Here is a 23,546-nt window from a genome sequence, read left to right on the forward strand (position 1 = left end):
ATCTTGGATCATTCACAATCGTGAGACCCGCATAATTAACATGACCACCTTGAAATCTGACTTCGAGGCCCAACAAAGACCTTTTGACTTGAACAGCTGGTAGAGCTTGCAGGGGAATTTGTGTGTACTGAGGAGGGGCAATGGGGGCAATGGGTGCATTTGGAGATGCAGGAGCACTTGATAATACCGTCTCAGGTTGGGGGGTCTTTGGGGAATTCGCATACAAACTTAGCAAAATGAAAGCTAAGAGGAAACCCGCTGCAAATATCCCAATTCTTTTATATAAATCCATACCCTTGCCCACCCGTTTCATCCTTTATATAACATCGTACCCCAAAATTGATAATAAACTCTGAATAGCGCGAAATAAGTTTGAAGCAAATGTCACATGATTTAACACCACCAAAAATTATTCAGTTGTATTTTGCTTTAGGATCTTGATAATCAGGAGTCAGAGTTACAAATGGGGAGATTTTTGGAAAATGTTGTTTTTTTTAGATACGGCTGAGTTGAATGAAGTTAAAGAATTGATTGAAACAGGCATGGTCGATGGGGTCACCACAAACCCTTCCTTGGCAGCCTCCGCGGGTGTTCCTTTCACCCAACTCATCAGTCAGTTGTGTGAAATGGTTGAAGGACCCGTTAGTGCAGAAGTGACAGCCCTCGACGCTGCCACAATGATCACGCAAGGGCGTCAATTAGCGAAAATCTCTAAGAACGTGGCTGTCAAAGTTCCCTTAACGGTGGATGGACTGAAAGCCTGCCAAGCCTTAGCCAGCGAGGATATTATGGTTAATGTCACTTTATGCTTTAGTGCGACACAAGCGCTTCTTGCTGCAAAGGTGGGCGCAACCTTTATATCCCCCTTCATCGGTCGTATTGATGATGTCAGCCATACAGGCATGGACCTCATTAAGGACATTCGCACCATCTATGATAACTATGGATACACAACCCAAATTCTGGCAGCATCCATCCGCCACCCCCTTCATGTTTTAGAATCTGCAAAAGCAGGCGCAGATGTGGCAACAATGCCTCCAAAAATTCTTCGTCAACTTTATAAACACCCCCTAACAGACATTGGAATTCAAAATTTCCTCTCCGACTGGAACAAAAGCGGCCTGACCATTTAAAAAGAAACAAAAAACCTCGCTTTGAAAACAGGGATTGTTTTCTTCTCCATATTCATTACAATCAAATTTAGATAATTTGTATGAATAAGGAGAACACAATGGTCAGGGAACATAAAATCGCTTTGGGACTTCTGGTCACTTTACTGATCATTCCGACTGCCTTAGCGGCTAAAGATAGGATAATCGGGTCCTATAACAAAAGCGAAACAGCTCAAACTTCACCAAAAGACACTCCAAGTAACTCTGGGAATGAGACCGCTAAGGGTCAAGGAACACCTTCGAGTCAAGTTACAGAAACAGCCACCACACAAACTTCGTTTCCAAAAGAAACCGGGGCTAGTGGAGAAACCACCCCTGCCATCGCGACCAAAGGTCAACAATCAACCGGTGACCTTAGTGATTCCGAATTGGAGAGAAAAATTGGCGAGTTTATAACCAACAATCCTGAAATCATTGTATCATCTTTGCAAAAACTCAACCAAAAACAAGAACGCGCACAACAAGAGAAACTCGAGGCGTCCTTAACACAATATAAAGGATCCATCTCAAAAGATTCTGGTGCAATCCTCCTTGGCAAAAAGGATGCAGAAGTAAAATTAGTCGTCTTTATAGATCCGAATTGTGCTCACTGCCGCTTATTTACCCAAGCCCTTACAAAAGTTCGTGAAGGCTTCCCGAATGTAGGCGTTCTCTATCGCCCTTGGGCAATCATGGGGCCTGAGTCTAACGACGTTGCAAGAGGGTTGTGGGCTATTAAGCAACAAGGACAAGATAAGTTTAATGCCGTGTTTAACGCAATTGCTTCGAGCAAAGAAGTCTTCACTTACGCCAAATTGCTTGCCTGGGCTGAAGAAAATAAATTAGATATCGCGAAATTTAAAGCAGATACAGACTCAAAGTCTACCAAAGAAGCCATCGAAGATACCAAAAAATTAGCCAATGACATTGGTCTTTTGGGAACCCCAACCAGTCTCTTGGTTGACAAAAAGGGCATACGCCTCGTTGTGCCCACAGATGAAAACAGTCTTCATGCCATTTTAAAGGGGGCGGCTTCATCTGAGCCTCAACCTTCTTAACGACTTTATAAAAGCACCAGAGATCCTCCCTTGATCTCTGGTGCTAATTCGTTTTTGCTATATCTGGCATCAAAATAGTTTAAAGAAGCACAAAAAAAATAACTATTCAAAATCAGACCGTTTGAGTTTAAGTTAATTGTAGAGTGGAAATTTCGAAGAATAAAAGGAAACAGTAATGGCCACGGAACAAAAACCATATATTATTGTATTAGGCAATGAAAAAGGCGGCACTGGGAAATCAACGGTTGCCATGCACATCATCGTTCATCTGCTTCGAGAAGGTCGTTCTGTGGGCTCCATCGATGTGGACGCTCGTCAAGGAACATTATCCCGCTATATAGAGAACCGCCGTTTGCGAAAAGAAAGTACTGCTGAAGATTTACCTCTGCCTGATCATATCCCCATCTTTCGCAGCAAATTAGAATCCGTCCCTGCAGCAGAGGCCGAAGAAACCTCTAACTTTGGTGAAGCCTTAGAACGTTTGAAAGGGAATGACTTCCTTGTCATTGACACCCCAGGTAGTGATACCTATCTTTCTCGGCTCGCCCATTCCCATGCTGATTCGCTCATCACTCCCCTCAATGATAGCTTCATTGACTTAGACATGTTGGTGAGGGTTAATGCGGATTCTCTCGATATCTTACGCCCCAGCACCTATTCTGAAATGGTCTGGGAACAAAAGAAGCAACGCGCCATGAGAGACAATGGTTCTATAGATTGGATCGTCCTTCGTAACCGCTTAAGCAGCCTCAATTCCCGCAATAAAGAAGAAATGGAAAAAGTTCTTTCTGCTCTTTCTAAACGCATTGGGTTTCGTCTCGTCGCTGGTTTCGGGGAACGGGTCATCTTTCGTGAATTGTTCTTAAATGGACTAACGCTTCTTGACATGCGTGAAACCAACACGGCCCTCACTTTATCTCACGTTGCCGCAAAGCAAGAACTTGCCACACTTATGGCCATGATCGAGTTGCCAAGCCTACGGAAGAGCAAGACCGCCTAACAGGGCAGAGGCTGTTAAGGAACACCCTACCCTTCCATTAGCCCCTTTCATTACAATCAAATGGGCAATTTCAAAACTTGATTATAGAAAGGGGCAAACTTTAAGCTTCTTCTTGGGCTATTCACCTTTAGGAGAGGATAAATCTATGACCAAAGAACAAATTTTGTCTGACATTGAATCCATTTATCAAAGTGCTATTGCCGAAAACAAGTGGCAAGTCGCCTTACATGCGAAGGAATTACAAGGAAAAGCCTTGGGCCTTTTTAATAAGAAAGTCCTACCAGACATCATTCGAATCTCGGATATGAATGAAAACCAATTAAAGGAATTTATTGACCGCTTAGAAAAGCGAACCCCTGCGCTTAAGCTCTTAGAGTTACCAGAAATAAAAAATGCTGGAAAAGATGGCGGATTAGCTTGATTTTTAATTAATTTATGTTAACTGCAATTATTATCTAGTATTATTTTAAAATTTGTATAAAATTAAACTAAAGATAACTCTTAATTGTTGTGGTGCATATGAAACGTCCTTTGATATTCATCCTTTTATGTAGCTTTTTACAAGTAAGTTGCAACCACACGTCTGATGTGGATAATGAACAAGACAGTCTCGTCCGTGCAGGAGATCGCGTCCATGCGACAGGGGATTCCGCGTCAGCAATAAATGTATATAAAAGTGCCTTAGCAAAAAATCCAACAAATAAACTGCCCATTTATTTAAAGTTGGGTGAGGCTTATATGAACGTTGAGCGTTTAGAAGAAGCCAAAAAAACCTATGAAGAAGCCTTACCGTACGATGAACATGATGAGGTAAAGAAGCACCTGGGGCGCCTTTACCTGAGCACGGGCAAACCAGATCAGGCTATTGCCATTTTTGAAGGCATTATTTTGGTGCACAAAGATGACATCAAAGCCCTTAATGGTCTTGGAGTTGCCTATGACTTAAAAGGAAAGCATGTCATTGCACAAGACTACTACCGTAAAGCTCTCGCTATTAATGGGGAGAATGAGGACGTTAAAAGCAACCTTGGATTATCACTCGCCTTTAGCGGACATTTTAAAGAATCCTTAGAGCTGCTTGAACCTATAGGGGGAGCTGTAAATGCCACCTCGAAACAACGGCACAACTTGGCTCTTGCTTATGGGCTATCAGGAAACCAGGCAAAATCTCAAGAACTTTATGCCAAAGACTTGGAATCAAGCGTGATTAACGAGAATCTTCATGCTATCAATATGGTTCCAAAATGCAATCCATGCCCGCCAGCTTCTACGCCGCAGCCAGCCCCTTGTGTTGAGATAGACCCACTGGAAAGAGAAGCAGAAAATGACTGATACTTATCAACATTTACTTGACTCAATCCCTTTCATGGTCGGATCTATCTTCCTGTTGGCTGCCTTGTTAGACTTCCTCTATTATCGTCTGCCTAACAAGCTGTTCTATGTGATTTTCTACCTTTTTCCGATCTATATTCTTCTATCCTTTAAATTTCACCTGTTCAGCAATTACTTAGTGTTTGTGGGCTCTATTCTCATTGGGTTTACCCTGTTTTCTGCAGCCATTATAGGGGGTGGAGATGCCAAGCTTCTTGCTGCCGTTTCTTTATGGATCGGTTGGAACAATCTGGTACCCTTCTTGCTTTGGATGCTCATTTTTGGGGGCATCGTCTCTTGCGCGTACTTAATTTTTCCGAGCGCCATTCATCACATCACAGCAAAATGGCGCACCTTCATTCAAAAGAGCTCCTTCCTCAAGAAAGGCATCCAATTTTTTGTCTCTGACATGGACCGAATCGAAGGAGAAGTCGTTTCACTACAACAAAAACGGATGATCCCCTATGGTATTTCGATCGCTGGGGCTGGATTAATTATTATATTAAAGGGAATGATGTAAACTATGAAACGTCTTGAACCCATCATCGCTATAATAGCTCTCATTGTTGCCGTACTCGTAGGATTTGGAGTCTACCATTTAGTGTATGTGGCGCCAAAGCAAACTGTTTCCTTAGATCAATGCCCTCCTCTTCCAGAAATGAAAGAAGTGATGGTTGCAAGCGGCATGATCAACACGGGCGACCCCATCGCTCCTTCTATCACTTATGAAAAATGGCCAACCTCCAGTTTACGGGGTCAGATGTATTTAAAAAATCAAATGACACCAGAGCAGATAAAATCTCTCATTGCTCGCCGTATTATTAACTCAGGTGAGCCATCACTAAGAATAGTGTTGTCGATCGAAAAGAACATGGTGTTCTCTCCGCTCTTCTCAATGAAGGGATGCGCGCTGTATCCATTGGTCTCGACCAAAATGCTGGAATGTCTGGCCTTCTGAATCCAGGAGATATTGTCGATGTGATTCTGGCATTGAATCCGACCGGCAAGGAAAAAGAAGACGAAGAAATGAACAAGACAATTCTGTGCGGTGTCCGCGTTTTAGCGCTTGATCAGCATCTCTCCAGCTCTTTGGATGTGGTCAATAAAAAGATTTCTGAGGTCACTCAAACACCTAAATCCGTAACCTTGGAAGTTACACCACGACAAGCTTCAGCTTTGGCTTCAGCTGTTAAATTAGGAAGCCTATCTTTAAGTTTACACTCAACGAATGATGGCAAAAACGTATGCGTTGAATCGTCCTTAAAGGCCGTTGATCAGATTAAGATTATCCGCGGGGATGGAACACAAAACACCTCACAACCGAAACAATAGAGTGATGATGACTATGATGTATGAACACCTAAATATCAGATTGTGCTGCCGATACATTTTCATTGCGTTGATGATGGCGCCCACCTTTGCTGCAAGTTACCAAACTGGAAACCCAGCCCCTGCCGCCAAAGAGGAAGCAAAGAAGGGCTCTGCTGGCACTCCCAGTTCTGCAACGGCTACTGCTCCTGCGAGTTCAACAACCACGACCACAACGACGACCACACCAAGTGCGGCATCGACATCAACAGCCCCTGGAACGCCCCCTGCAGGGACACCAGCAACTCCAGGAACAACTGCTCCAGCAGACCCTGCGGCAACCCCTCCAGCAGCACCTCCCGCTGGGTCACCGGCACCGGAAGCTGTGCAACAATCACCATCTGTTGCAAAAAATTTGGTTCTCGAACCTCCTAAACCAGGGACCCCGGGACTCCCGGCAAAGGATCTAGATGTTGCAACGACGAAGCGCATTGAGCTCGCCAATCACGGGACGCAAGTGATCAATCTTAAACAAGCAGCTGGACAAGTCTTGCTGACAGATCCCAAAGTCGCAGATGTTCAGCTGGTGACGCCATCTACGCTTTATGTTTATGGTCGTTCTCCTGGCACCACGGAAATTATTGTGACCGGGCAAGATATGCAAACCGCATATCGATACCAGATTCATGTGATATCTGACTATCGAGAATTGGAAAATCTCATCAGAGGATTTGTTCCGAATGGCAATGTCAAAGTCCATTCTGTTCCAGACGGCCTCATGGTCCAAGGCACTGTAGACACGGCAAAACTTGCCGAAGATATTCGAGCTCTTGCCCACCGCTATGTAGGGCCACAAGGCAGTGTGGTCAACCAGCTCAAAATAAAGAGCTCCACACAGATTAACTTGCGCGTCAAAATTGCGGAAGTAAAACGTACTGTTGTCAATCAGCTCGGCATTAACTGGTCAACCTCGCCCTTAGAAAACTTACGTTTTGGTCTCTTTACAGGCCGTGGACTTGGAAGCAGAACGCCGACGACAGGTGTACCTACAAATTTTGTCCCCTCAACAACAGCTCCCATACCAGGTGGTATCGGCATGAACTTTCCAGCCGTTGATTTTGCCGGGTCTAGGACAGATTTTTCTGCGTTAATTGATGCTTTGGCTCAAGAAAGCTTGGCCTCTGTATTGGCAGAGCCCAATTTGGTGACAAGATCTGGAGAAGAAGCCAGCTTTCTTGTCGGTGGTGAATATCCATATCAAATTACCCAAGGAGTGGGAAGTGCCCAAACCACGACCATACAATTCAAACCTTACGGTATCAGTCTATCATTTGTGCCAGTTGTGATTGGAGATACCATCAGTCTTCGCGTCCGACCTGAAGTGAGTGAGCTAGATCGTACCGAAATCGTCAGAGACCAATTTGGAAACATAACGCCGTCGATCAGAACACGTCGCGCCGAAAGCACGATGGAAATGGCCAACGGACAAAGTATGATTATGGCAGGGATATTATCTGACGTGTCCGCCGGCGCAATTGATACGTTACCAGGATTGGGAGATATTCCAATCTTGGGGGCATTATTCCGCTCCGCAAACTATAAGAATCAAAAAACAGAATTGGTCATTGTTGTAACCCCTTACATAGTTGAGCCAATTGACAATACAAAAGATATTGTTTTGCCAACAGATGGCCTCAAATATGCCAACTTGTTGGATATGATTCTCTTTCAGCGCATCAATGATCCATCAGGCCATGCGCCTTGCCCAAATTTGATGGGCAACGCAGGCTTCTACTTTTAAAAGTGAGATAATAGGATGACTATCATGCATCGTAAACCGTTGATCAGCAAAGTAACCTTGGCTCTTCTTGCATTCTTGACGTTGGAGGGGTGCCAAGTACCCGATCAACAAGAAATTCCAATGCCAGATAAACCCTATGAACTACAACATGATATGAGACATTATTCTGTTGAGTTCCACCATAAGAGCAGCCAACTCTCATTCCATGAAAGAGCCAGACTTGTGGCGGCCCTTAAGCCCTCCGGGCCAGGTAAGGTCTCGATACACCTTACCATTCCTAACAATGGTTCTGGACTCGGGAAACAACGTCTCAAGCAAATCATTCGAACGGCTCTTGAAGCGGGTTTGAAGGCAAAACAAATCCATCGCAGCAATGATCTTCCTCCAGCTCACGGTTCTTGTATCCAAGTACAATTAGATACCTACCGAGCCATCGCTCCTCTTTGCCCAAACTGGTCAACGGTTTATGGATCTAGCTACAACCGTGGGAACACAAGCAACTTTGGGTGCGCCACGGCCATAAATTTCTTAATGATGATTGATGACCCAATTATTCTCTTCAAGGGCGAACATGCTCTCAGTCATGACGCTGCCAGAGATTCTTTAGCCATTGCTGATCATCGTGCCGGTAAGGATAAAGGAAAGTGGTTAAAAGTCGAAACAGCTGGATCAGGTTCCACAAGTTCTTCTAGCTTAGGGGGCACACAATAATGTCTAAAGTTACTTTTGAAAATTTTGATATTGCTTGCTTCACTCAAGATGAAGCAACTACAAAGGCATGTGTTGAGGCAATATCGCGACTTGGAGACTATCAATATAAAGTCTATGAAGGGGATGTTCAGCTTGCCATTGACTACTCAAAGTCCACGGCCCGCGCGAAAGTCATCTGTGTTGACTGCAGTAAACGCGATTTGCTGATATCAGATGTCGAAAAGCTCATGGAATTCTGCCCTCCCGATACAACTGTGATCATTTTGGGTGAAAGAAATGATGTCAGTATTTTTAGAGATTTGATGAAACTAAATATTTCTGACTATCTGGTAAAACCAGCCAGCGCAGACATTTTATCCCGCTCCCTTAGTGTTGCATTAAAACTTGAAACAGCTGAAGTGCTTGCCAAAAGAAAGCGCTCCGGGAAAGTCGTTCTCTTTATTGGAAGTGTTGGCGGTATTGGAACAACGACCTTAGCAACCAACACTGCGGCGATTTTAGCAAATGAAATGGGCAAAAAAGTCGCCCTGATTGATGCTGATTTTCAGTTCGGAAATGTGAGAACACTTCTGGATTTGCCGGCCTCTCATGCCCTCAATGATGCTCTTGAAAGCCCTGACCGCATTGACGATCTCTTCCTTGAGCAATCAATGAGTACCTATGGTGAACGATTGAGTGTGATCAGTGCCGAAGAATCATTGAACGAAAACATTGAAATGGACCCGGAGCATCTCGCGAACCTTGACCAACTTATGGAACTGATCACCACGAAGTTTCACTACGTGATTGTCGATTTGTGTCGTCACCATCCCATGATCTGGCGTTACTTCAGCCGCCATGCGAATACGGTTTTCTTTGTCAGTGGCTTAAACATTAATTCACTTCGAGATACATTACGCATATCAAATACCTTGAGTGATGAGAAAGAAAACAAGACCCATGCGGTGATCTTGAATCATACCCGAGAGAAAGACGTCATCAATGCTGAGCGATTTGAGGAATTATTAGGTCGTAAAATCGATGTGGATGTTTCCTATTGTACCGCGGCCATTGAAGCCGCAGATCTCGGCACGCCTCTTGCCCTCAAAAACAAGGGATATCGGGCCGATATTGACCGTATTATCGAAGTGATTACAGGGGTCAGCCTTCGAAAGAACCAAGCGCCATTCTTATCAAAAATCGCCAAGGGTCTGGTCGGAAAATAGGGCTTCTTCAGCGCTTTCATCTTAAGTCTACCAGCGTGTTTATGAACGAACCGCTTGTAATATAAAATGATGCTGTGTATTGTCCTAAAGAACTACACAACTCATTACAATAAAAGCTTGTTTCATGAACCCTTTCTCTATGCGATATACCCTATTATTATTGATTTTTTCTTGTCTCTTTCCCTCTCTGGCAGCGGAACCAACCCAAAAGGAAAAAGCATCTATGACAGACACCCACCTCCAGCAATTTTCTCCCGCCTGGCCCCATGGTGAAATCAAACCTATATTTCCAAATGTTTTCTTTGTCACCGGAACCAACAAAACCCATCATGAGGGCACAGACATTCAAACAAGCCGGAACATGACCATCCTTCGTCATGGTTCAGAACTAACGCTGATCAACACGGTTAGATTAACCGATCCCGCCCTAAAAAAACTTGAAGCGCTTGGATCCGTAACAAATATTGTTCGAATTGGCGCTTTCCATGGACGCGATGATGCATTTTACAAGCATCAGTATCCAAAGGCTAAACTATGGGCTTTAAAAGGGACAACTTATGACAGCGGTTTAAAAGTAGACCAAGAATTGGTGCCGAATGGCCTCATGCCCTTTTCCACTTGTTCTATTTTTGCTTTTAAAACATCCTCTCAGCCAGAATGTATCTTACATATTGATCAAGAAGGCGGAATCCTCGTTTCTTGCGACAGCATCCAAAATATAACCTCTACAGATGATTTTTATAGCTCTGAAACCGCAAAATCCTTTCATGAGATGGGTTTGGTAGCATCTGCAAACATTTCTCCCATCTGGCTCGGCGCTACACATACAAAAGCATCTGACTTTGAAGAACTGTTAAAGAAATTCACCTTCTCCCATCTCCTCACCGGCCACGGCGAACCGTTGATGGATAACGCTTATAAGAAGGTATCCGAAACTGTTCAACGCGTTTCAGAGTCTGAGAAAAAACCCAAGGCGCGGGATGACAATAAATTCAAGGCTCTCTTGTAGCTTTTGCTTGGAATTGCTACCATTCTGTTTATTTTCTCGTTTTAGAATAGCAAAAACGCGTTTGCTATTTTAGTAAAAACGCGGCACAATAATAGTAAATATGCGATACTTAAATTAGTAGAAACGCGGGAGCTTCTTTCCGATGGTATTTTATCAAAGATGGCAATTAGAAAACATAAAAAGTGCTTTAAAAACACGTCGCGTAGTACTCTTAAGCGGGCCAAGGCAATGCGGAAAGACAACGCTCGCAAAGCAACTTGTCTCTCCTGAGGTAAAATATTTAACATTGGATGACATAACTTTGCGGGAAGCAGCAACTCGAGATCCTCAAAGCTTCGTTCAGCATAAACATGTAACGCTCATTATCGATGAAATACAAAGAGTTCCTTCTCTCCTTATGGCCATAAAAAAAAATGTGGATGAAAATACAAGACCTGGCCAATACCTTTTAACGGGATCAGCAAATATTCAGTCAATCCCAAGCGTTCAAGAATCTCTTGCAGGCAGAATAACAAAGATCCGGCTCAAAACCTTATCCCAAGGGGAAATACAAGGTGCCCGCCCTAATTTTCTGGAGCATGCTTTTAATCAGAATTTTCAATATGCCTATAAAGCAGCAACTCCGGAAGATGTGTTAAGAATAGCGTCAGCCGGTGGTTTTCCAGAAGCCATTCAGTTGCAAGGACGAAGCAGAAGAAAATGGCATTTAGATTACGTAGAGTCTCTACTGGAGAGGGATCTCAAGGAAATTGCTCATATCCACAAGCATGATGCGATGGGCCGACTTGTTGAGATACTTGCTGCCTGGTCCAGTAAATATATAGATATACCATCTATTTGCTCGGGTCTCTCTTTGCGAAGAGAAACGTTGGAATCATACATTAATGCTCTGGAAAGCTTGTATCTAATTGAGCGCATTCCCGCCTGGAGAAAAACCGATTATGATCGTGTCGGCAAAAAACCAAAGTTTTTTATGGCAGATTGTGGCTTAATATTCTCGCTTTTGTCATGGAATCTAGAAAAGATCAGATTTCAATCAGATCCTTTGGGCAAACTAATTGAAACATTTGCCTTTAACGAAGTGTCTACACAGATTGATATCCACAGCGATATGTATGAATTATTCCAATATCGGGATCGAGAGAAGAGAGAGATTGATTTCATTGTTGAGCGGGAAGATCAATCGTTACTCGGCCTAGAAATCAAATCAGCCGCAGTTGTTACAAAAGATGACTTTAAACATCTGCTCTGGTTTAAAAATAATCTTGCCAAAAACAAAGAATTTGTTGGGATTGTTTTATATACAGGTGATTCTCCTCTTTCTTTTGGAAAAGACCTATGGGCTGTTCCCATTCCTATGCTCTGGGGAGCCACAATCTAAAAGAAGCAAGCCTATTAACATGTTGGCATTATGATATACAATTGCTACCATCCGCTCATGAATGATGAAGACTCCTTAAGTGCTCGTTTAAAACGATATGGCCAGGTTTCCACCGCGATGGGAGGTCTTGCAGCTCGTTTGGTCGGGCAAAAGTTCCTAGGTATTGATATAGATCAACCTTCTCACGCGCAAGGATTGACAGCCGTATTGGGCACGCTTAAAGGGCCTCTCATGAAGGTTGCGCAGTTCTTGGCCACTGTACCAGGCGCCCTGCCCCCTGAGTACGCGCAGACGTTTCTATCCTTACAAATGAACGCGCCAGCTATGGGATGGGCCTTTGTACGCCGACGGATGGTGAGTGAACTCGGGCCCAACTGGCAAGGCCGTTTCCAGGAATTCTCCCATGAAGCGGTGGCTGCCGCCTCCCTTGGCCAGGTTCACCGGGCGAAAGATCACAACGGAAATGATTTGGCCTGCAAGCTCCAATATCCCGATATGGCCTCCATTATTCGTGCAGATTTGGGCCAGCTGAAAGTTATCTTGTCCCTTTATGAAACCTGGAGCCAAGCTCTCGACACTGCCGAAGTCCAAGAAGAGATCGCGCTGCGTTTAGAAGAAGAACTGGACTACCACAACGAAGCGCGGAACATTGGCATTTATCAACAGATCTTTTCTGAAAAGCAATCATCTTTTGGTGTCCACATTCCTAAAGTTTATCCTGATTTAACCACCAAGCGCCTGCTCACCCTGTCTTGGATGCAAGGGGAGTCTCTCTTGAAAGAAGTCGAAGCACCCTTGGAAGAGCGCAACACCTTGGCGCGGCGGTTGTTTATGGCATGGTATTACCCCTTCTACCATTATGGGGTTATCCATGGAGATCCCCATCCTGGCAATTATACAGCCCGGGCGGATGGTGAGCTCAATATCCTCGACTTTGGGTGCGTGCGCATCTTCCCACCTTCGTTTATCAAAGGGGTGATTGATCTGTACCGAGCCCTCCAACAGGATGACCGTGATCTCGCCGTTCATGCTTATGAGGCCTGGGGTTTCCAGAATTTAAATGAAGAAATGATCGATATCATCACCCAGTGGGCGCGGCTTCTTTATGGCCCTCTCCTCGATGATCGGGTCCGTCCCATTCAAGATCTCCTCGATGGAAGTTTAGGCTGGGATACCGCCACCAAAGTTCATGCTGAACTTGAGCGTCTCGGCGGCATTCGTCCCCCAAAAGAATTTGTCTTTATGGACAGAGCCGCCGTTGGCATTGGCTCTGTCATCATGCGTCTTAAAGCCGAGCAAAACTGGCATCAACTTTTTGAAAGTCTTATCGAGAATTTTGATGTGAATGAAGTTGAGCGGCGTCAGAATAGTGCCTTGAAGGGAAAACAATCCCCTAAAATAGGTTAAACAATATTCTGAAATTCAAACACCTTAATCCTTGTTATCCTGTTGTTTTTACTTATTTTTTGAATTAATGGCGAAAATTATTGCAAATTTGTTCAATACATTGTACAATTTCATTCAGTGCATTGAATGATTTTGTTCAATCTACTGAACAAAAATGAAGATCGGGGTAAAAATGTTCAAAAGGACCATCTTTCAAAAAATCTTATCCCGACTTCAGGAGCCTCGAAAATTCATCCAGGTTCTTGCAGGTCCCCGACAAGTTGGAAAAACAACTCTTGCTAAACAGTTAGCAGCCGAACTTGACTACCCCGTAATATATAAAACAGCTGATGATGCTGGCTTAAGAGACTCAGCCTGGATTGAACAACAATGGAAATTGGCCCGCATCGAAGCAAATAATACACTGAATAATAGGGGTTCTTTGCTCATATTAGATGAAATTCAAAAAATTCCACAGTGGTCAGAAACGGTCAAAAAGCTGTGGGATGAGGATAAGATATCTTTTACGCCTGTGAAGCTTGTACTACTAGGGTCGTCTACATTACTCATTCAGAAGGGCTTAACAGAAAGCCTTGCGGGCCGCTTTGAATTAACCCCCATTGTGCATTGGTCATTTGAAGAATGCCGGGATGCTTTTGGTTTAACGTTAAATCAATACATTTATTTTGGTGGGTATCCAGAAGCGGTAGACCTCATTCAAGACCAAGAGAGATGGTCGCGTTATATTAGAGATGCTTTAATTGAGACGACAATCTCTAAAGATATCATGTTAATGACAACGATTCTTAAACCAGCTCTATTAAGACGATTGTTTCTACTAGGTTGTAACTATTCGGGTCAAATCTTATCTTTTCAAAAGATGTTAGGTCAACTTCAAGATGCCGGAAATGCGTCAACACTAGCTCATTATCTTGACCTTCTCTCAGGTGCTGGTCTCTTAACTGGTTTGCAAAAGTTCTCCTCAGAAGTCGTTCGACAAAAAGCTTCAAGCCCAAAATTACAGGTTCTAAATACAGCCTTAATGAGCGCCCAACGGCCTCTTTCGTTTGAAGCAACTCGTCAAGACGGTGATCTATGGGGAAGGTTAGTTGAATCGGCCATTGGTGCTCATCTTGTTAATGCAACGAAAGGGAGTCATATAGAGGTTTTCTATTGGCGTGGAGGTAATTATGAGGTCGATTTTATCTTACGCAAAGGTGACGATATTCTGCCCATTGAAGTCAAGAGCACACTCAAAAAGACAAGCTTGCCAGGCATAAGAGCTTTTAACAAACAATTTGGCTCTACAAGCGCGTTTCTTGTCGGTGGCCAAGGTCTTTCGATTGAAGAGTTTCTCCTGATGAACCCCGAGGCTCTATTCTAGAACGGTTTTTGCTTTCACGGCCAAGTCTTTCCAATATTTGGTGAAGTCTTCTTCGGTGATATCTTGGGGAGCATAAGAATAAGCCCCTTGGTATTCAATGCCGATAAAATGAATTGTGGGATCATGCGCTTTCAAGCTCTTCTCAACATCCACAAGGTTTTTCATCCGATCGTCAACCATAACGATAACTTTTGGATAATATCCTGGTTTGCTCATTTTTTGCTGATATTTTTGCCCGAGGTGGGTCAAAAAAGCAATCAGGGTTTCTCCCTTGGAAATTTTTCCTTCTCCATTTGAAGAAAGAACACCATGAAAAAACATGGGATGAGAAGTCGCATAGCGCGGAAAATCCATGTACGGTGCACATCGACAATAACCTTTAAAACTGTCTGTAAAATCGAGGCCTATTTTTTGAAGTTGATCGCGCCTTATAAAAATTCCTTTCTTAGGAAAACCTAAGAGCTTTCCTGTTAAAGTGGCTGTAAATGCAATCGTCCGCACTCCTTTTCCCTGAAGTTCCTTTATAATTTTAGGGGTTTCCTTTTCCACCAATTGGTGGGACGTGGTTTGAACCATGAGAGTGCTGACCATGTCTTTTTGCTCTGAAGAAAGACCTTCAAGGATTTCTTTATACACGTCTCGATATTTTTTCAACGCTGGGTAATAGGTGGCCGGGTGAATGGGTTGCGTGAGCGTCATATCAATATCAAAGGCCGCCAAAACATCACTTGCCTTGTTGTTTTCAAGAACATTTAAGATCTTTGCTTGAACTTCCCTCATACGCTTCAGGGAAATAATTTCAGCTTGGACCTTTCCTATTCCAAGGGTAAGAGCAAGAGTCATAATTGACTTAAAATGCTTCATATAATGCTCCTTTCAGTGAAAGTTTGCCTTAGATATAGCACAAGTTTAGGAGAACTTCAGGCGGTTATCTGGGAAGGGGTTCACTTAAATAAAGCCCTTCTACTCGTTGGCCCCTGTCGCATAACTTCCAGGCGCATCTTCTATGATTTTGGCTTTGGAAATGGATCGAGCCGGCACCAAGCCACCGTTGTAAGGCTCTAACCAGAGTCGCCACTCTTCCCACCATGACCCTGGTTTTTCACGCGCGTTTGCAAGCCAATTATTCGCATCACTCGGCAATTTATCCCCAACCCAGTAGTGATGTTTCTGAGCATTCGGGGGGTTGAACACCCCACCAATATGTCCTGAACTACTAAGGACGAATTTTCTTACCTTTGAATTTGCAACTTGGGTCAATGCATAAACAGACCGCCAGGGCGCAATGTGATCTTCTTGGGCCGCCATTACAAATAGGGGCGTTGAAATCTTGTTAAGATCAATGGGAACATCTTCGATGAAGAATTTCCCCCGCTCCATGAGTCTGTTTTCAATAAGTATTTCAGAAAGATACGCGCTATGCATTTTCGTAGGTATCCGTAACCCATCACACATCCAATAGAGCATATCAAAGGGAAATATGGCTTGTCCCAAAAGGTAGTGATTCACCTCAGAAGACCATATAAGATCATTGGCTCGAAGCAAGTTAAATGCCTGAACCATATATTGTCCTTCAAGGTATCCTTTTTCAGAGACGTATTCTTTAAGCTTCTTGTTTTGATGTTCACTTCGATACAGGCCTAATTCATCCGTTTTGCTAAAGTCAAACGGTGTTGCCAGAAATGTGGCACTCGCTATTGGAGAGTCATTTTTACCTTTTAGGTATGCCATTAAACTCGCCAATATCGTTCCACCAACGCAATATCCAACAACATTGACTGATTTCTCTTTCGTAATTTTACAGACCTTATCAAGCCCAACTTTAACGCCTTTCAAGATGTAATCTGATAAGTTCATTTGGGCCTTGCGCTCATCAGGATTCACCCAAGACATAACAAAGACCGTGAGACCCGATTCTAAAGCCCACCTAACAAATGAATTTTCAACGCTCAAATCAAAGATGTAATACTTATTAGTCCACGGGGGAACGATAAAGAGAGGCCGCTTGGCAACTTGTCCCGTCGAAGGTTCATATTGAATTAACTGGAACAAGTCATTCTGGAAAACGACTTTACCCGGAGTGGCGCTTAAATTTTTTCCCAACTGGAAGGGCTCCATTGGCCCTTTCGGAATTTTATAATGGTGTGGGGGCATATCATCCGAGGATGATTCAGAAACAATACCCGACGTCAGTATTTCTTGCACATCGTGTTTTAAAGGAAAAGTTGCCAAAGATAAAGCATTAACCAGATTACGCGTATATGATGTCAATTTACCTGTAATCGGAGGGTCAAGTTCTCCGATACAACTTGTTGCCTCTTTTAAAAACTGAACGTTCAAAACGTAAGACTGCTGAAGCAAGAAAAAGAAAGGGTTTTCATCCTCTTCGACGGAGTGAAACTGATCTTTCTGGGATTTACCCTTACCTTTCGTCATAGCTTTCCTTTGAAAACGGTCAAGGGTTGAGTGGAGAAAGGCTTGAACATCAACCAATCGAGAGCTCTTTGTGACCTGTTCACTTTTTGACTGGTCGGACATTTGCTGCATTGTTTGGGTGAATACTTTAGTCACATCCTCAGGATTAAACAGTTTTTTATCCAGCCACGGCGAAGAAAGGATGCCCGAATCAAGCATATTTTTCGAAATCATCGTTTCATTTTCTGCGGCCATCTTTTTCCAGGTATCTTTCCACTCCCCAGAAGTTCCAAAAGAACTCCCTGAAGAGGGAAGAGATTTAAATTCCTTTGGTTGCTTCGTCATAGCGATCTGTTCTAAAATAGGGTTGTATACATCTAAGGTAGTGGTAAAAGATTAATAAAATGCAAAAAAGATTTGGAATTGTTATCGCCTTTTTTTTAAGTGCATGCACAACGAATCCAATTCCTGAGGAAAATTTTGAAGCACCTACTTTGAAATTTCCTCTCTTGGGCAATGTGCCTGACCGCCCTGTTTTACCAACCCCAGAAACCCTTTCCCGTCAGCAAAGACAACTTAAAACTGACCATGATATAGCCGTTGAAAAACAAGAAGCAATTTTAAAAGCTAAAAAATAAAAATCAATTTTTCATGACCAATTTCCACTGCAGAAAATATATGGGCTCTGCGTTAATCAAATATAAACTTTTTCTACATTATACTTATTAAGTTAATGTTTAAATATTTACAATGTAACGAAGGAGTTTAAAATGACAGCGAAAACTAAGAGAGCCACGAGAACTAAGCTTGGCACATCAAAGCCGAAGACAAGAAAATTAGCTTCTAATGCTAAATCTTATAGAAGCTCAAGCACCCAAGCTAAGAAATCTGGCAACACTGTAAAGAGAATTGGTGGAACCACAAAGAGAGCTAGCACAAGTTCAAAGACAATCAAAAGAACTGTAAAGGACTTTATGCATAAAGGCATCCTTCTTATGAAACCAACGGATTCAGTGCAAAATGCAGCACAAAAAATGAACGAAAAAAACAATGGCTGTGTGTTCATTAATGAAAATGAGAGAATCTCTGGCGTTGTCACAGCACGCGACATCGTAACAAGAGGCGTTTCTAAAGGGAAAAATTTAGAAGCTCTTAGACTAAAAGACATCATGTCTGCTAAGATTCTTTATTGTTTTGAAGGTGATTCTTTGGAACAAGCAGCTAAAAGCATGGCGAAAAATCATATTCACCGTTTGCCTGTTTTGAACAAGTCTAAAAAGTTGGTCGGTCTTCTTTCCTTGGGAAATATTGCTCTTCATTCAGGTAGCAAAGCCAAGAAAACTGTAAAGACAACAAAGACTACTAAGGCTGTAAGCAAAAAAAGAAAATAAGTAACTCGATTAAGAGTTGCAGAGTATGTAAGTTCAGTACTCTGCAACTCTTTTCTTTTAAGGCTCTAAGGAGCAAAGGAGATTACAATGAAACAATATCTAATTGCCGCTGTTAGCGTGGCAAGTATCTTCGTAACGGCGTGTTCAGCCCCTCGAGGACCTAGAGAAGAAAGTGGTATGTATATAGGTGGTGCTACCGGTGCTATCGCTGGTGGCCTCATCGGTGCTGCTGCTGGGAATACGACTGGTGCCATTATCGGTGCTGGTGCGGGTGCTCTCGCAGGTGGCGCGATCGGTAAGTCAGTCGGTGCCGGCATGGATTCCGATGATCGCCGGAGCCGCAATTATCGCTATTAATCTTGTCCAATACTGCCAAGTGACCTGAAATGACAATTTTCAGATCATTTGGCAGCCCTTTTTAAATATTTTTTTTTAAATTTTCTTCCCTTAATGATAATCTATCCCTCTAATCTAAACATTAAGAAGGAACCAAACACATGAAAATTGCCGTTGCCTCAGACCAGCTGTACCCGGTTCATACCATTGTTTTGGAATGGCTCAAAGAAAAAGGGCATGAATCTATCCTCTTCGGGGCCTTAAAGACGAACCAAGATGAATCATGGGTTCATGCAGCCGCTCATGCTGCCCAAGCGATTAAAGATGGAACATGTAAAGAAGGTATCTTTTTTTGCTGGACGGGCACGGGCATTTCCATAGCAGCCAACAAAATCCCAGGGATCAGAGCTGCTTTATGTACAGATGCCGAAACAGCCCGTGGCGCCCGCATTTGGAACCATGCCAATGTCCTGACACTTTCCAATCGCCTGTTGAGCCAAGATATCGCCAAAGAGATCCTAGCCGCGTGGTTTGAGGCATATGATGCAAAGAAAGGGGCAACAGGGGTTAGTGAATTAGCGGCGTTAGAAGGGAAATAACCTCAAGAGTACAATTCCTCACGAAATTGCGAATTTTTCTGCTCCATTGCGTCCTTTCCTAGCACCAGCAGATGTGCTTCCTTGGCCCTCCCAATCTCCACCGACTTCTTCCCTGAAGGGAAGAGGGGGATGGCTAGAGGCTGCAGGATGCTCCCGTTCAGATGCCCTTAACGTACTGCAAAGGAGCGCGTAGAGGATTAATTCTGGGACAAGAAAATATTGAAAAGCTCTAGAAGTCATCTTTACCCTACTTTTTTATTAAGTAAATTCTATGATTTTCTATGTTTTTGTTAAGGCAAAAATGAGGGTTGTCAAAGCAATTTAAACATGGTTGATAATTGTGGTAAGTCTTACCTAAAAGTTCATCGCCCCCCTTTTAACCACCCCATAACATTTTTCTATTCTCAGAGTCGAATAAGGTTTAAGAATAAAAGCAAAAAGAGGATAAGGAATGACCCCAAAAAACTTGAATGAGCTGTTCGCGCGTCTAGCAACTCAAAATCCAAACCCCCAGACGGAATTGGCTTACACGAACTCCTATACCCTTCTTGTAGCCGTCATGTTGTCAGCTCAAAGTACGGATACAGGGGTGAACAAGGCCACAAAAGACCTCTTTCCGGTTGCCGATACTCCCCAAAAAATGTTGGGCCTGGGTCTTGATGGCCTGGTGAGCCATATCAAAACCATCGGCCTTTATCCCACCAAGGCCAAAAATATCATCGCAATGTCGCAGATTCTGATCAATCGGTTTGAAGGACAAATCCCGCGAAGCCGGGAAGATCTGGAATCATTGCCCGGTGTCGGCCGTAAAACAGCCAATGTCGTCTTGAATGTAGCATTTCAAGAACCTACTATCCCGGTGGACACCCATATTTTCCGTGTGGCGAATCGTTTGAAGCTTGCTTGTGGGAAAACGCCCCTGGAGGTGGAAAAGGGGCTTGAGAAGGCAATCCCTGAAAAGTTTAGAGTCCATGCCCACCATTGGTTGATATTGCACGGACGTTATGTCTGCAAAGCCCGTGTTCCTCAATGTCCCACGTGTGTCCTTAATGACTTATGTCCCTACGAGCCGAAGACGAAGGCGTAAAGATTGCCCTAATTTAATTCAGGTCTACTTGTTGTGGTGTTCGTGGAGTTGGGCCCATACCTCTTTCACCAAAGCTTCAAGCTCAGGAATCCCTTGGCCTATTGTATTAATAGCCTCCTGTTCCGTCGCATATTCACCTTCTTTGACCAACTCAAGTACGGTTTGCCGCAACGATGACTGTTGTGAGGCTTGTTTGAGTTTCTCAACAGGCACACATTCAACAAGATATTCTTGACTACCTACGAGGGAGTATGCGGCTGAGAGTAGACATCTGAACGGAGATCTTCCTACGTTTTTAGCAATGCCCACAATATCTCCTTTGGTACTATAAGGCGGCTCACCTAATGTAGTATTTTTATCATCAGCAATATCCATACAATGTTTATAAGCCCGATAACTGTGGGGATCTGGATTAGGCCCCGTTGTGAAGGAAGGTGTTGTTAACAAAAGACCGGGCGTTGCATAACCCAAGTCTAAGGGAGCTCTATCAAATATTCTATCATTAGCATTCAAAACAGCCATCGTGTATGGCTGAAGCCCCTTGCCATGGTAAAATCTGACGAGGCCAGTATCAAACAATCTTGCAGGCCCAAAGGTGATGACTTGGATATGGTCCCCTGGCACATCATGAAATGAAAGTGTCGCTAACCGCAACGCGGCCAATTGGGCAACAGCCCCTCCCATACTATGACCAGTGATCTTAAAATAGAGTTCCTTAACAGGTTTGCCGATCTTACCTGCATGGACAGCAATGTGACTGTAAATCTCATCCCAACTTAAGGCAAATCGGGCATACGCCCCCCTATGACACCGTGCACCCCCTGCCACAGCTTTCATGTAGTTTGCAGCTACCAAAAAGGCTGGGGGAGTTCCATAATATTTGTTGGAAAGTTCTTTTCCTTCTAAAATTCTGAGCGCTTGGGGTTTACCTTCTGCTCCCATGAAAAGTCCGCCATACACGATGATGACGTGATCCGCATGAAGGACAATAAGGGCCGTTCCATCCTTCGTTCGCAAAATTGTAGCGCCAGAAAGTTCTAGAGTTTTTTGCAATTCGAGTTCTTCTTTAAATAAAACCACGCTTTTTTCAGGAGGATACATTGGCGCATAGAGCATCCCAAGATAGAGGATGGCATGCTTGGCATCAAAGATCGCTTTGGCCTTCGTGAGATCTTCCTGCGGTTTAACAAGTTCCCAACCTTCTTCAATCCCTGATGGCTTTTTGTTTTCATTATGTTGTGCAGCCCCAGTCATCTCAACTGAAAAAAGTACAGCAATGAAAATGAGCAAGCCGGATATAATTTTATTATTGATAGTTGCCATTATTCACACCCCTTTTATTAAAATATAATATAATTATTGAGGTGAAATTCTTGATTTTTGGTTAATTAACGGATTTTAAAAGAAAAAACAGCTTCGCGCCCTTTATTTCCCAGTTTGAAGGCGCTCGACGAGTTGCTGGACCGTTGGAACGAACCCATTGGCATAGTAAGGATCTTTGGCAAAGCGATAAGCTTGGTGACCAGCAAACATGAGCTGGTGATTGACATCATCGCTGTGACTAATGGCCTGGAGGGTCTTTTGGATACAATAAGACCGCGGATCGGCCTTCTTGCCAGTTGATCCTTCCTCATTTTGCGCCCAATTGCTGAAGTTACAGGCAGATAGACAGCCCATGCAATTGATCTGATCGGTCAAAATTTCATTCTGTTGAGGTGTTGTTACAAACACGAGGGTAGAATCCGGTGTGCGCATGGCTTCTGTAAACCCTGCCTTGACCCAAGATTCTGCTTGTTCCTTATCATGGGTGGTCAAATACACCAACCGACCTCTTGCGCCCACAGGAAATCCCTCTGTGTGCTCCCCAACAGGGGCGATGCTATAGGCGACTTGGCGCAAGGACCTTGCTTCCAAATCTAACAAGAAATCATTGCGAACCGCAGAGGAATAAAAACCGGTGGGGCTATAGCGATTCAAACGAATATCACCCTCCTTCAGGGTGAAGAGCTTCTTCTTCCAGGCATCTGAGATGGGGCTTTCTTGAGTCAAAAGAGGGCGCGTTCCAAATTGGAAAGCTATGGGGCCGATCTCAGGGTTGTCCAACCAGTCGTTCCATTCGCTCAAACACCATACGCCGCCGGCCATAAAGATGGGCGTGTTATCGAGACCACATTCTTTCATAGCGCGACGCAACTCAATCACACGGGGCATCGGGCTTTCAGGATGGTCAGGGTGTTCACTATTGGATAATCCATTGTGTCCGCCGGCCAACCATGGATCCTCATAGACAACGCCTCCCAAAGCGTCCGGGAAACGATTGTAGGCGCGCTTCCACAAAATTCGAAACGCACGGGCAGATGAGACGATCGGATAATAATGAACCCCGTAGTGCACACAAATTTCAGCCAGCTTATAGGGCATACCAGCACCACAGGTGACCCCATGGACCAAGCCCTTGGCTTTTGAAAGAACACCGTGCAAGATGGGCTCAACAGCCCCCATTTCCCACAAAACGTTCATGTGGATACGCCCTTGACCGTTGGAACGTTCATGAGCAATTCTGGCTTGGGTAATACCACCTTGTATGGAGAATTGAACCAATTCCTCATGACGTTCGCGGCGGGTCTTTCCATGATAAATAATCGGAATAATATTCCCATGCTCATCGTGCGCGTCTGCGTTGACGGCTGAAAAGGTTCCCACACCCCCTGCTGCGGCCCAGGCGCCTGAACTCTCCCCGTTAGATATGGCAATCCCTTTGCCCCCTTCAACTAAGGGTAAAACTTCACGACCAGAGATAATGACATTTTTCAACGGCTTCATGACAGATGCTCCAAACGAATAACGATGCGCGTCTCTAATTTTTCAAAGACATTTATGATGCACTTTGTTTTTTTAGCGGTATTTTGAAAGGATGGCAAGATAAGTTTGATTTATTTGGGTGGTATTTGTG

The 23,546-nt window shown here is 43.8% G+C and carries 25 protein-coding genes; 19 read left to right on the top strand and 6 right to left on the bottom strand.

Features of this window, described 5'->3' with window-relative positions:
* Positions 1 to 292: hypothetical protein (locus K2Y18_06740; protein ID MBX9805430.1), on the bottom strand; the 292-nt coding region annotated here is incomplete at its 3' end.
* Between the two features lie 190 nt (positions 293 to 482).
* Here K2Y18_06740 and fsa point away from each other — a divergent pair.
* The 14 genes from fsa to K2Y18_06810 all read left to right on the top strand — a co-directional run bounded on the left by fsa (position 483) and on the right by K2Y18_06810 (position 14,765).
* Positions 483 to 1,133: a fructose-6-phosphate aldolase gene (gene fsa / locus K2Y18_06745; GenBank protein MBX9805431.1), complete on the top strand. Its 651-nt coding sequence runs from the start codon at positions 483 to 485 to the stop codon at positions 1,131 to 1,133.
* Between the two features lie 98 nt (positions 1,134 to 1,231).
* Positions 1,232 to 2,209: a thioredoxin domain-containing protein gene (locus K2Y18_06750; GenBank protein ID MBX9805432.1), complete on the top strand. Its 978-nt coding sequence runs from the start codon at positions 1,232 to 1,234 to the stop codon at positions 2,207 to 2,209.
* Positions 2,210 to 2,384: 175 nt separating this feature from the next.
* Positions 2,385 to 3,209 (top strand): division plane positioning ATPase MipZ, encoded by an 825-nt coding sequence (locus K2Y18_06755; protein ID MBX9805433.1) that lies wholly within the window; start codon positions 2,385 to 2,387, stop codon positions 3,207 to 3,209.
* A 145-nt stretch (positions 3,210 to 3,354) separates the two neighbouring features.
* A complete protein-coding gene (locus K2Y18_06760) occupies positions 3,355 to 3,630 on the top strand; it encodes a hypothetical protein (GenBank protein MBX9805434.1) in 276 nt (91 codons plus the stop codon).
* 98 nt (positions 3,631 to 3,728) lie between these two features.
* Positions 3,729 to 4,541, top strand: a complete 813-nt coding sequence (locus K2Y18_06765; GenBank protein MBX9805435.1) for a tetratricopeptide repeat protein — start codon at positions 3,729 to 3,731, stop codon at positions 4,539 to 4,541.
* A complete protein-coding gene (locus tag K2Y18_06770; protein MBX9805436.1) occupies positions 4,534 to 5,100 on the top strand; it encodes a prepilin peptidase in 567 nt (188 codons plus the stop codon). Before K2Y18_06765 ends, K2Y18_06770 begins: the two co-directional genes overlap by 8 nt.
* Positions 5,101 to 5,417: 317 nt before the next feature.
* Positions 5,418 to 5,912, top strand: a complete 495-nt coding sequence (gene cpaB / locus K2Y18_06775) for a Flp pilus assembly protein CpaB (GenBank protein ID MBX9805437.1) — start codon at positions 5,418 to 5,420, stop codon at positions 5,910 to 5,912.
* A 13-nt stretch (positions 5,913 to 5,925) separates the two neighbouring features.
* Positions 5,926 to 7,689 carry a type II and III secretion system protein family protein gene (locus K2Y18_06780; GenBank protein ID MBX9805438.1) on the top strand — a complete coding sequence of 588 codons (1,764 nt, stop codon included), beginning with the start codon at positions 5,926 to 5,928 and terminating at the stop codon, positions 7,687 to 7,689.
* Positions 7,690 to 7,713: 24 nt separating this feature from the next.
* Positions 7,714 to 8,400, top strand: coding sequence for a hypothetical protein (locus tag K2Y18_06785; GenBank protein ID MBX9805439.1), 687 nt, complete (start codon positions 7,714 to 7,716; stop codon positions 8,398 to 8,400).
* Positions 8,400 to 9,605 (top strand): AAA family ATPase, encoded by a 1,206-nt coding sequence (locus K2Y18_06790; protein MBX9805440.1) that lies wholly within the window; start codon positions 8,400 to 8,402, stop codon positions 9,603 to 9,605. The genes K2Y18_06785 and K2Y18_06790 overlap by 1 nt, the downstream gene beginning before the upstream one ends.
* A gap of 223 nt (positions 9,606 to 9,828) precedes the next feature.
* Positions 9,829 to 10,614: a hypothetical protein gene (locus K2Y18_06795; GenBank protein MBX9805441.1), complete on the top strand. Its 786-nt coding sequence runs from the start codon at positions 9,829 to 9,831 to the stop codon at positions 10,612 to 10,614.
* Between the two features lie 142 nt (positions 10,615 to 10,756).
* Positions 10,757 to 11,995 (top strand): ATP-binding protein, encoded by a 1,239-nt coding sequence (locus tag K2Y18_06800; GenBank protein MBX9805442.1) that lies wholly within the window; start codon positions 10,757 to 10,759, stop codon positions 11,993 to 11,995.
* Positions 11,996 to 12,052: 57 nt separating this feature from the next.
* Positions 12,053 to 13,402: an AarF/ABC1/UbiB kinase family protein gene (locus tag K2Y18_06805; protein ID MBX9805443.1), complete on the top strand. Its 1,350-nt coding sequence runs from the start codon at positions 12,053 to 12,055 to the stop codon at positions 13,400 to 13,402.
* A 172-nt stretch (positions 13,403 to 13,574) separates the two neighbouring features.
* Complete coding sequence (locus K2Y18_06810) at positions 13,575 to 14,765, top strand: ATP-binding protein (GenBank protein ID MBX9805444.1); 1,191 nt, start codon at positions 13,575 to 13,577, stop codon at positions 14,763 to 14,765.
* Here K2Y18_06810 and K2Y18_06815 read toward each other — a convergent pair.
* Together K2Y18_06815 and K2Y18_06820 are read right to left on the bottom strand one after the other, a co-directional pair.
* Positions 14,757 to 15,629: a DUF2608 domain-containing protein gene (locus tag K2Y18_06815; GenBank protein MBX9805445.1), complete on the bottom strand. Its 873-nt coding sequence runs from the start codon at positions 15,627 to 15,629 to the stop codon at positions 14,757 to 14,759. The genes K2Y18_06810 and K2Y18_06815 overlap by 9 nt on opposite strands.
* A gap of 99 nt (positions 15,630 to 15,728) precedes the next feature.
* Positions 15,729 to 17,525 (bottom strand): class I poly(R)-hydroxyalkanoic acid synthase, encoded by a 1,797-nt coding sequence (locus K2Y18_06820; GenBank protein ID MBX9805446.1) that lies wholly within the window; start codon positions 17,523 to 17,525, stop codon positions 15,729 to 15,731.
* Positions 17,526 to 17,584: 59 nt separating this feature from the next.
* Between K2Y18_06820 and K2Y18_06825 the strand changes: the two genes are divergently transcribed.
* The 4 genes from K2Y18_06825 to K2Y18_06840 all read left to right on the top strand — a co-directional run bounded on the left by K2Y18_06825 (position 17,585) and on the right by K2Y18_06840 (position 19,506).
* On the top strand, positions 17,585 to 17,818 hold the full coding sequence (locus tag K2Y18_06825; GenBank protein ID MBX9805447.1) for a hypothetical protein: 234 nt from the start codon (positions 17,585 to 17,587) through the stop codon (positions 17,816 to 17,818).
* Positions 17,819 to 17,950: 132 nt separating this feature from the next.
* Positions 17,951 to 18,571 (top strand): CBS domain-containing protein, encoded by a 621-nt coding sequence (locus tag K2Y18_06830; protein MBX9805448.1) that lies wholly within the window; start codon positions 17,951 to 17,953, stop codon positions 18,569 to 18,571.
* 87 nt (positions 18,572 to 18,658) lie between these two features.
* Positions 18,659 to 18,928, top strand: coding sequence for a hypothetical protein (locus K2Y18_06835; protein MBX9805449.1), 270 nt, complete (start codon positions 18,659 to 18,661; stop codon positions 18,926 to 18,928).
* A gap of 140 nt (positions 18,929 to 19,068) precedes the next feature.
* The gene (locus K2Y18_06840) at positions 19,069 to 19,506 is read left to right on the top strand and encodes an RpiB/LacA/LacB family sugar-phosphate isomerase (GenBank protein ID MBX9805450.1); all 438 of its coding nucleotides are present in this window, start codon (positions 19,069 to 19,071) and stop codon (positions 19,504 to 19,506) included.
* A gap of 18 nt (positions 19,507 to 19,524) precedes the next feature.
* Here K2Y18_06840 and K2Y18_06845 read toward each other — a convergent pair whose 3' ends face one another.
* Entirely contained in the window at positions 19,525 to 19,746 is a 222-nt protein-coding gene (locus tag K2Y18_06845) for a hypothetical protein (GenBank protein MBX9805451.1), read from the bottom strand.
* A 211-nt stretch (positions 19,747 to 19,957) separates the two neighbouring features.
* Here K2Y18_06845 and nth point away from each other — a divergent pair, with 211 nt between their 5' ends.
* A complete protein-coding gene (gene nth / locus K2Y18_06850; GenBank protein MBX9805452.1) occupies positions 19,958 to 20,593 on the top strand; it encodes an endonuclease III in 636 nt (211 codons plus the stop codon).
* A 24-nt stretch (positions 20,594 to 20,617) separates the two neighbouring features.
* Here the strand turns inward: nth and K2Y18_06855 are convergent, their stop codons facing one another.
* Together K2Y18_06855 and K2Y18_06860 are read right to left on the bottom strand one after the other, a co-directional pair.
* Positions 20,618 to 21,916 (bottom strand): hypothetical protein, encoded by a 1,299-nt coding sequence (locus tag K2Y18_06855; protein ID MBX9805453.1) that lies wholly within the window; start codon positions 21,914 to 21,916, stop codon positions 20,618 to 20,620.
* 102 nt (positions 21,917 to 22,018) lie between these two features.
* The gene (locus K2Y18_06860; protein ID MBX9805454.1) at positions 22,019 to 23,416 is read right to left on the bottom strand and encodes a nitronate monooxygenase; all 1,398 of its coding nucleotides are present in this window, start codon (positions 23,414 to 23,416) and stop codon (positions 22,019 to 22,021) included.
* Positions 23,417 to 23,546 lie beyond the last annotated feature (130 nt).

Source organism: Alphaproteobacteria bacterium (genome assembly GCA_019746225.1).
Classification (GTDB): Bacteria; Pseudomonadota; Alphaproteobacteria; order Paracaedibacterales; family VGCI01; genus VGCI01.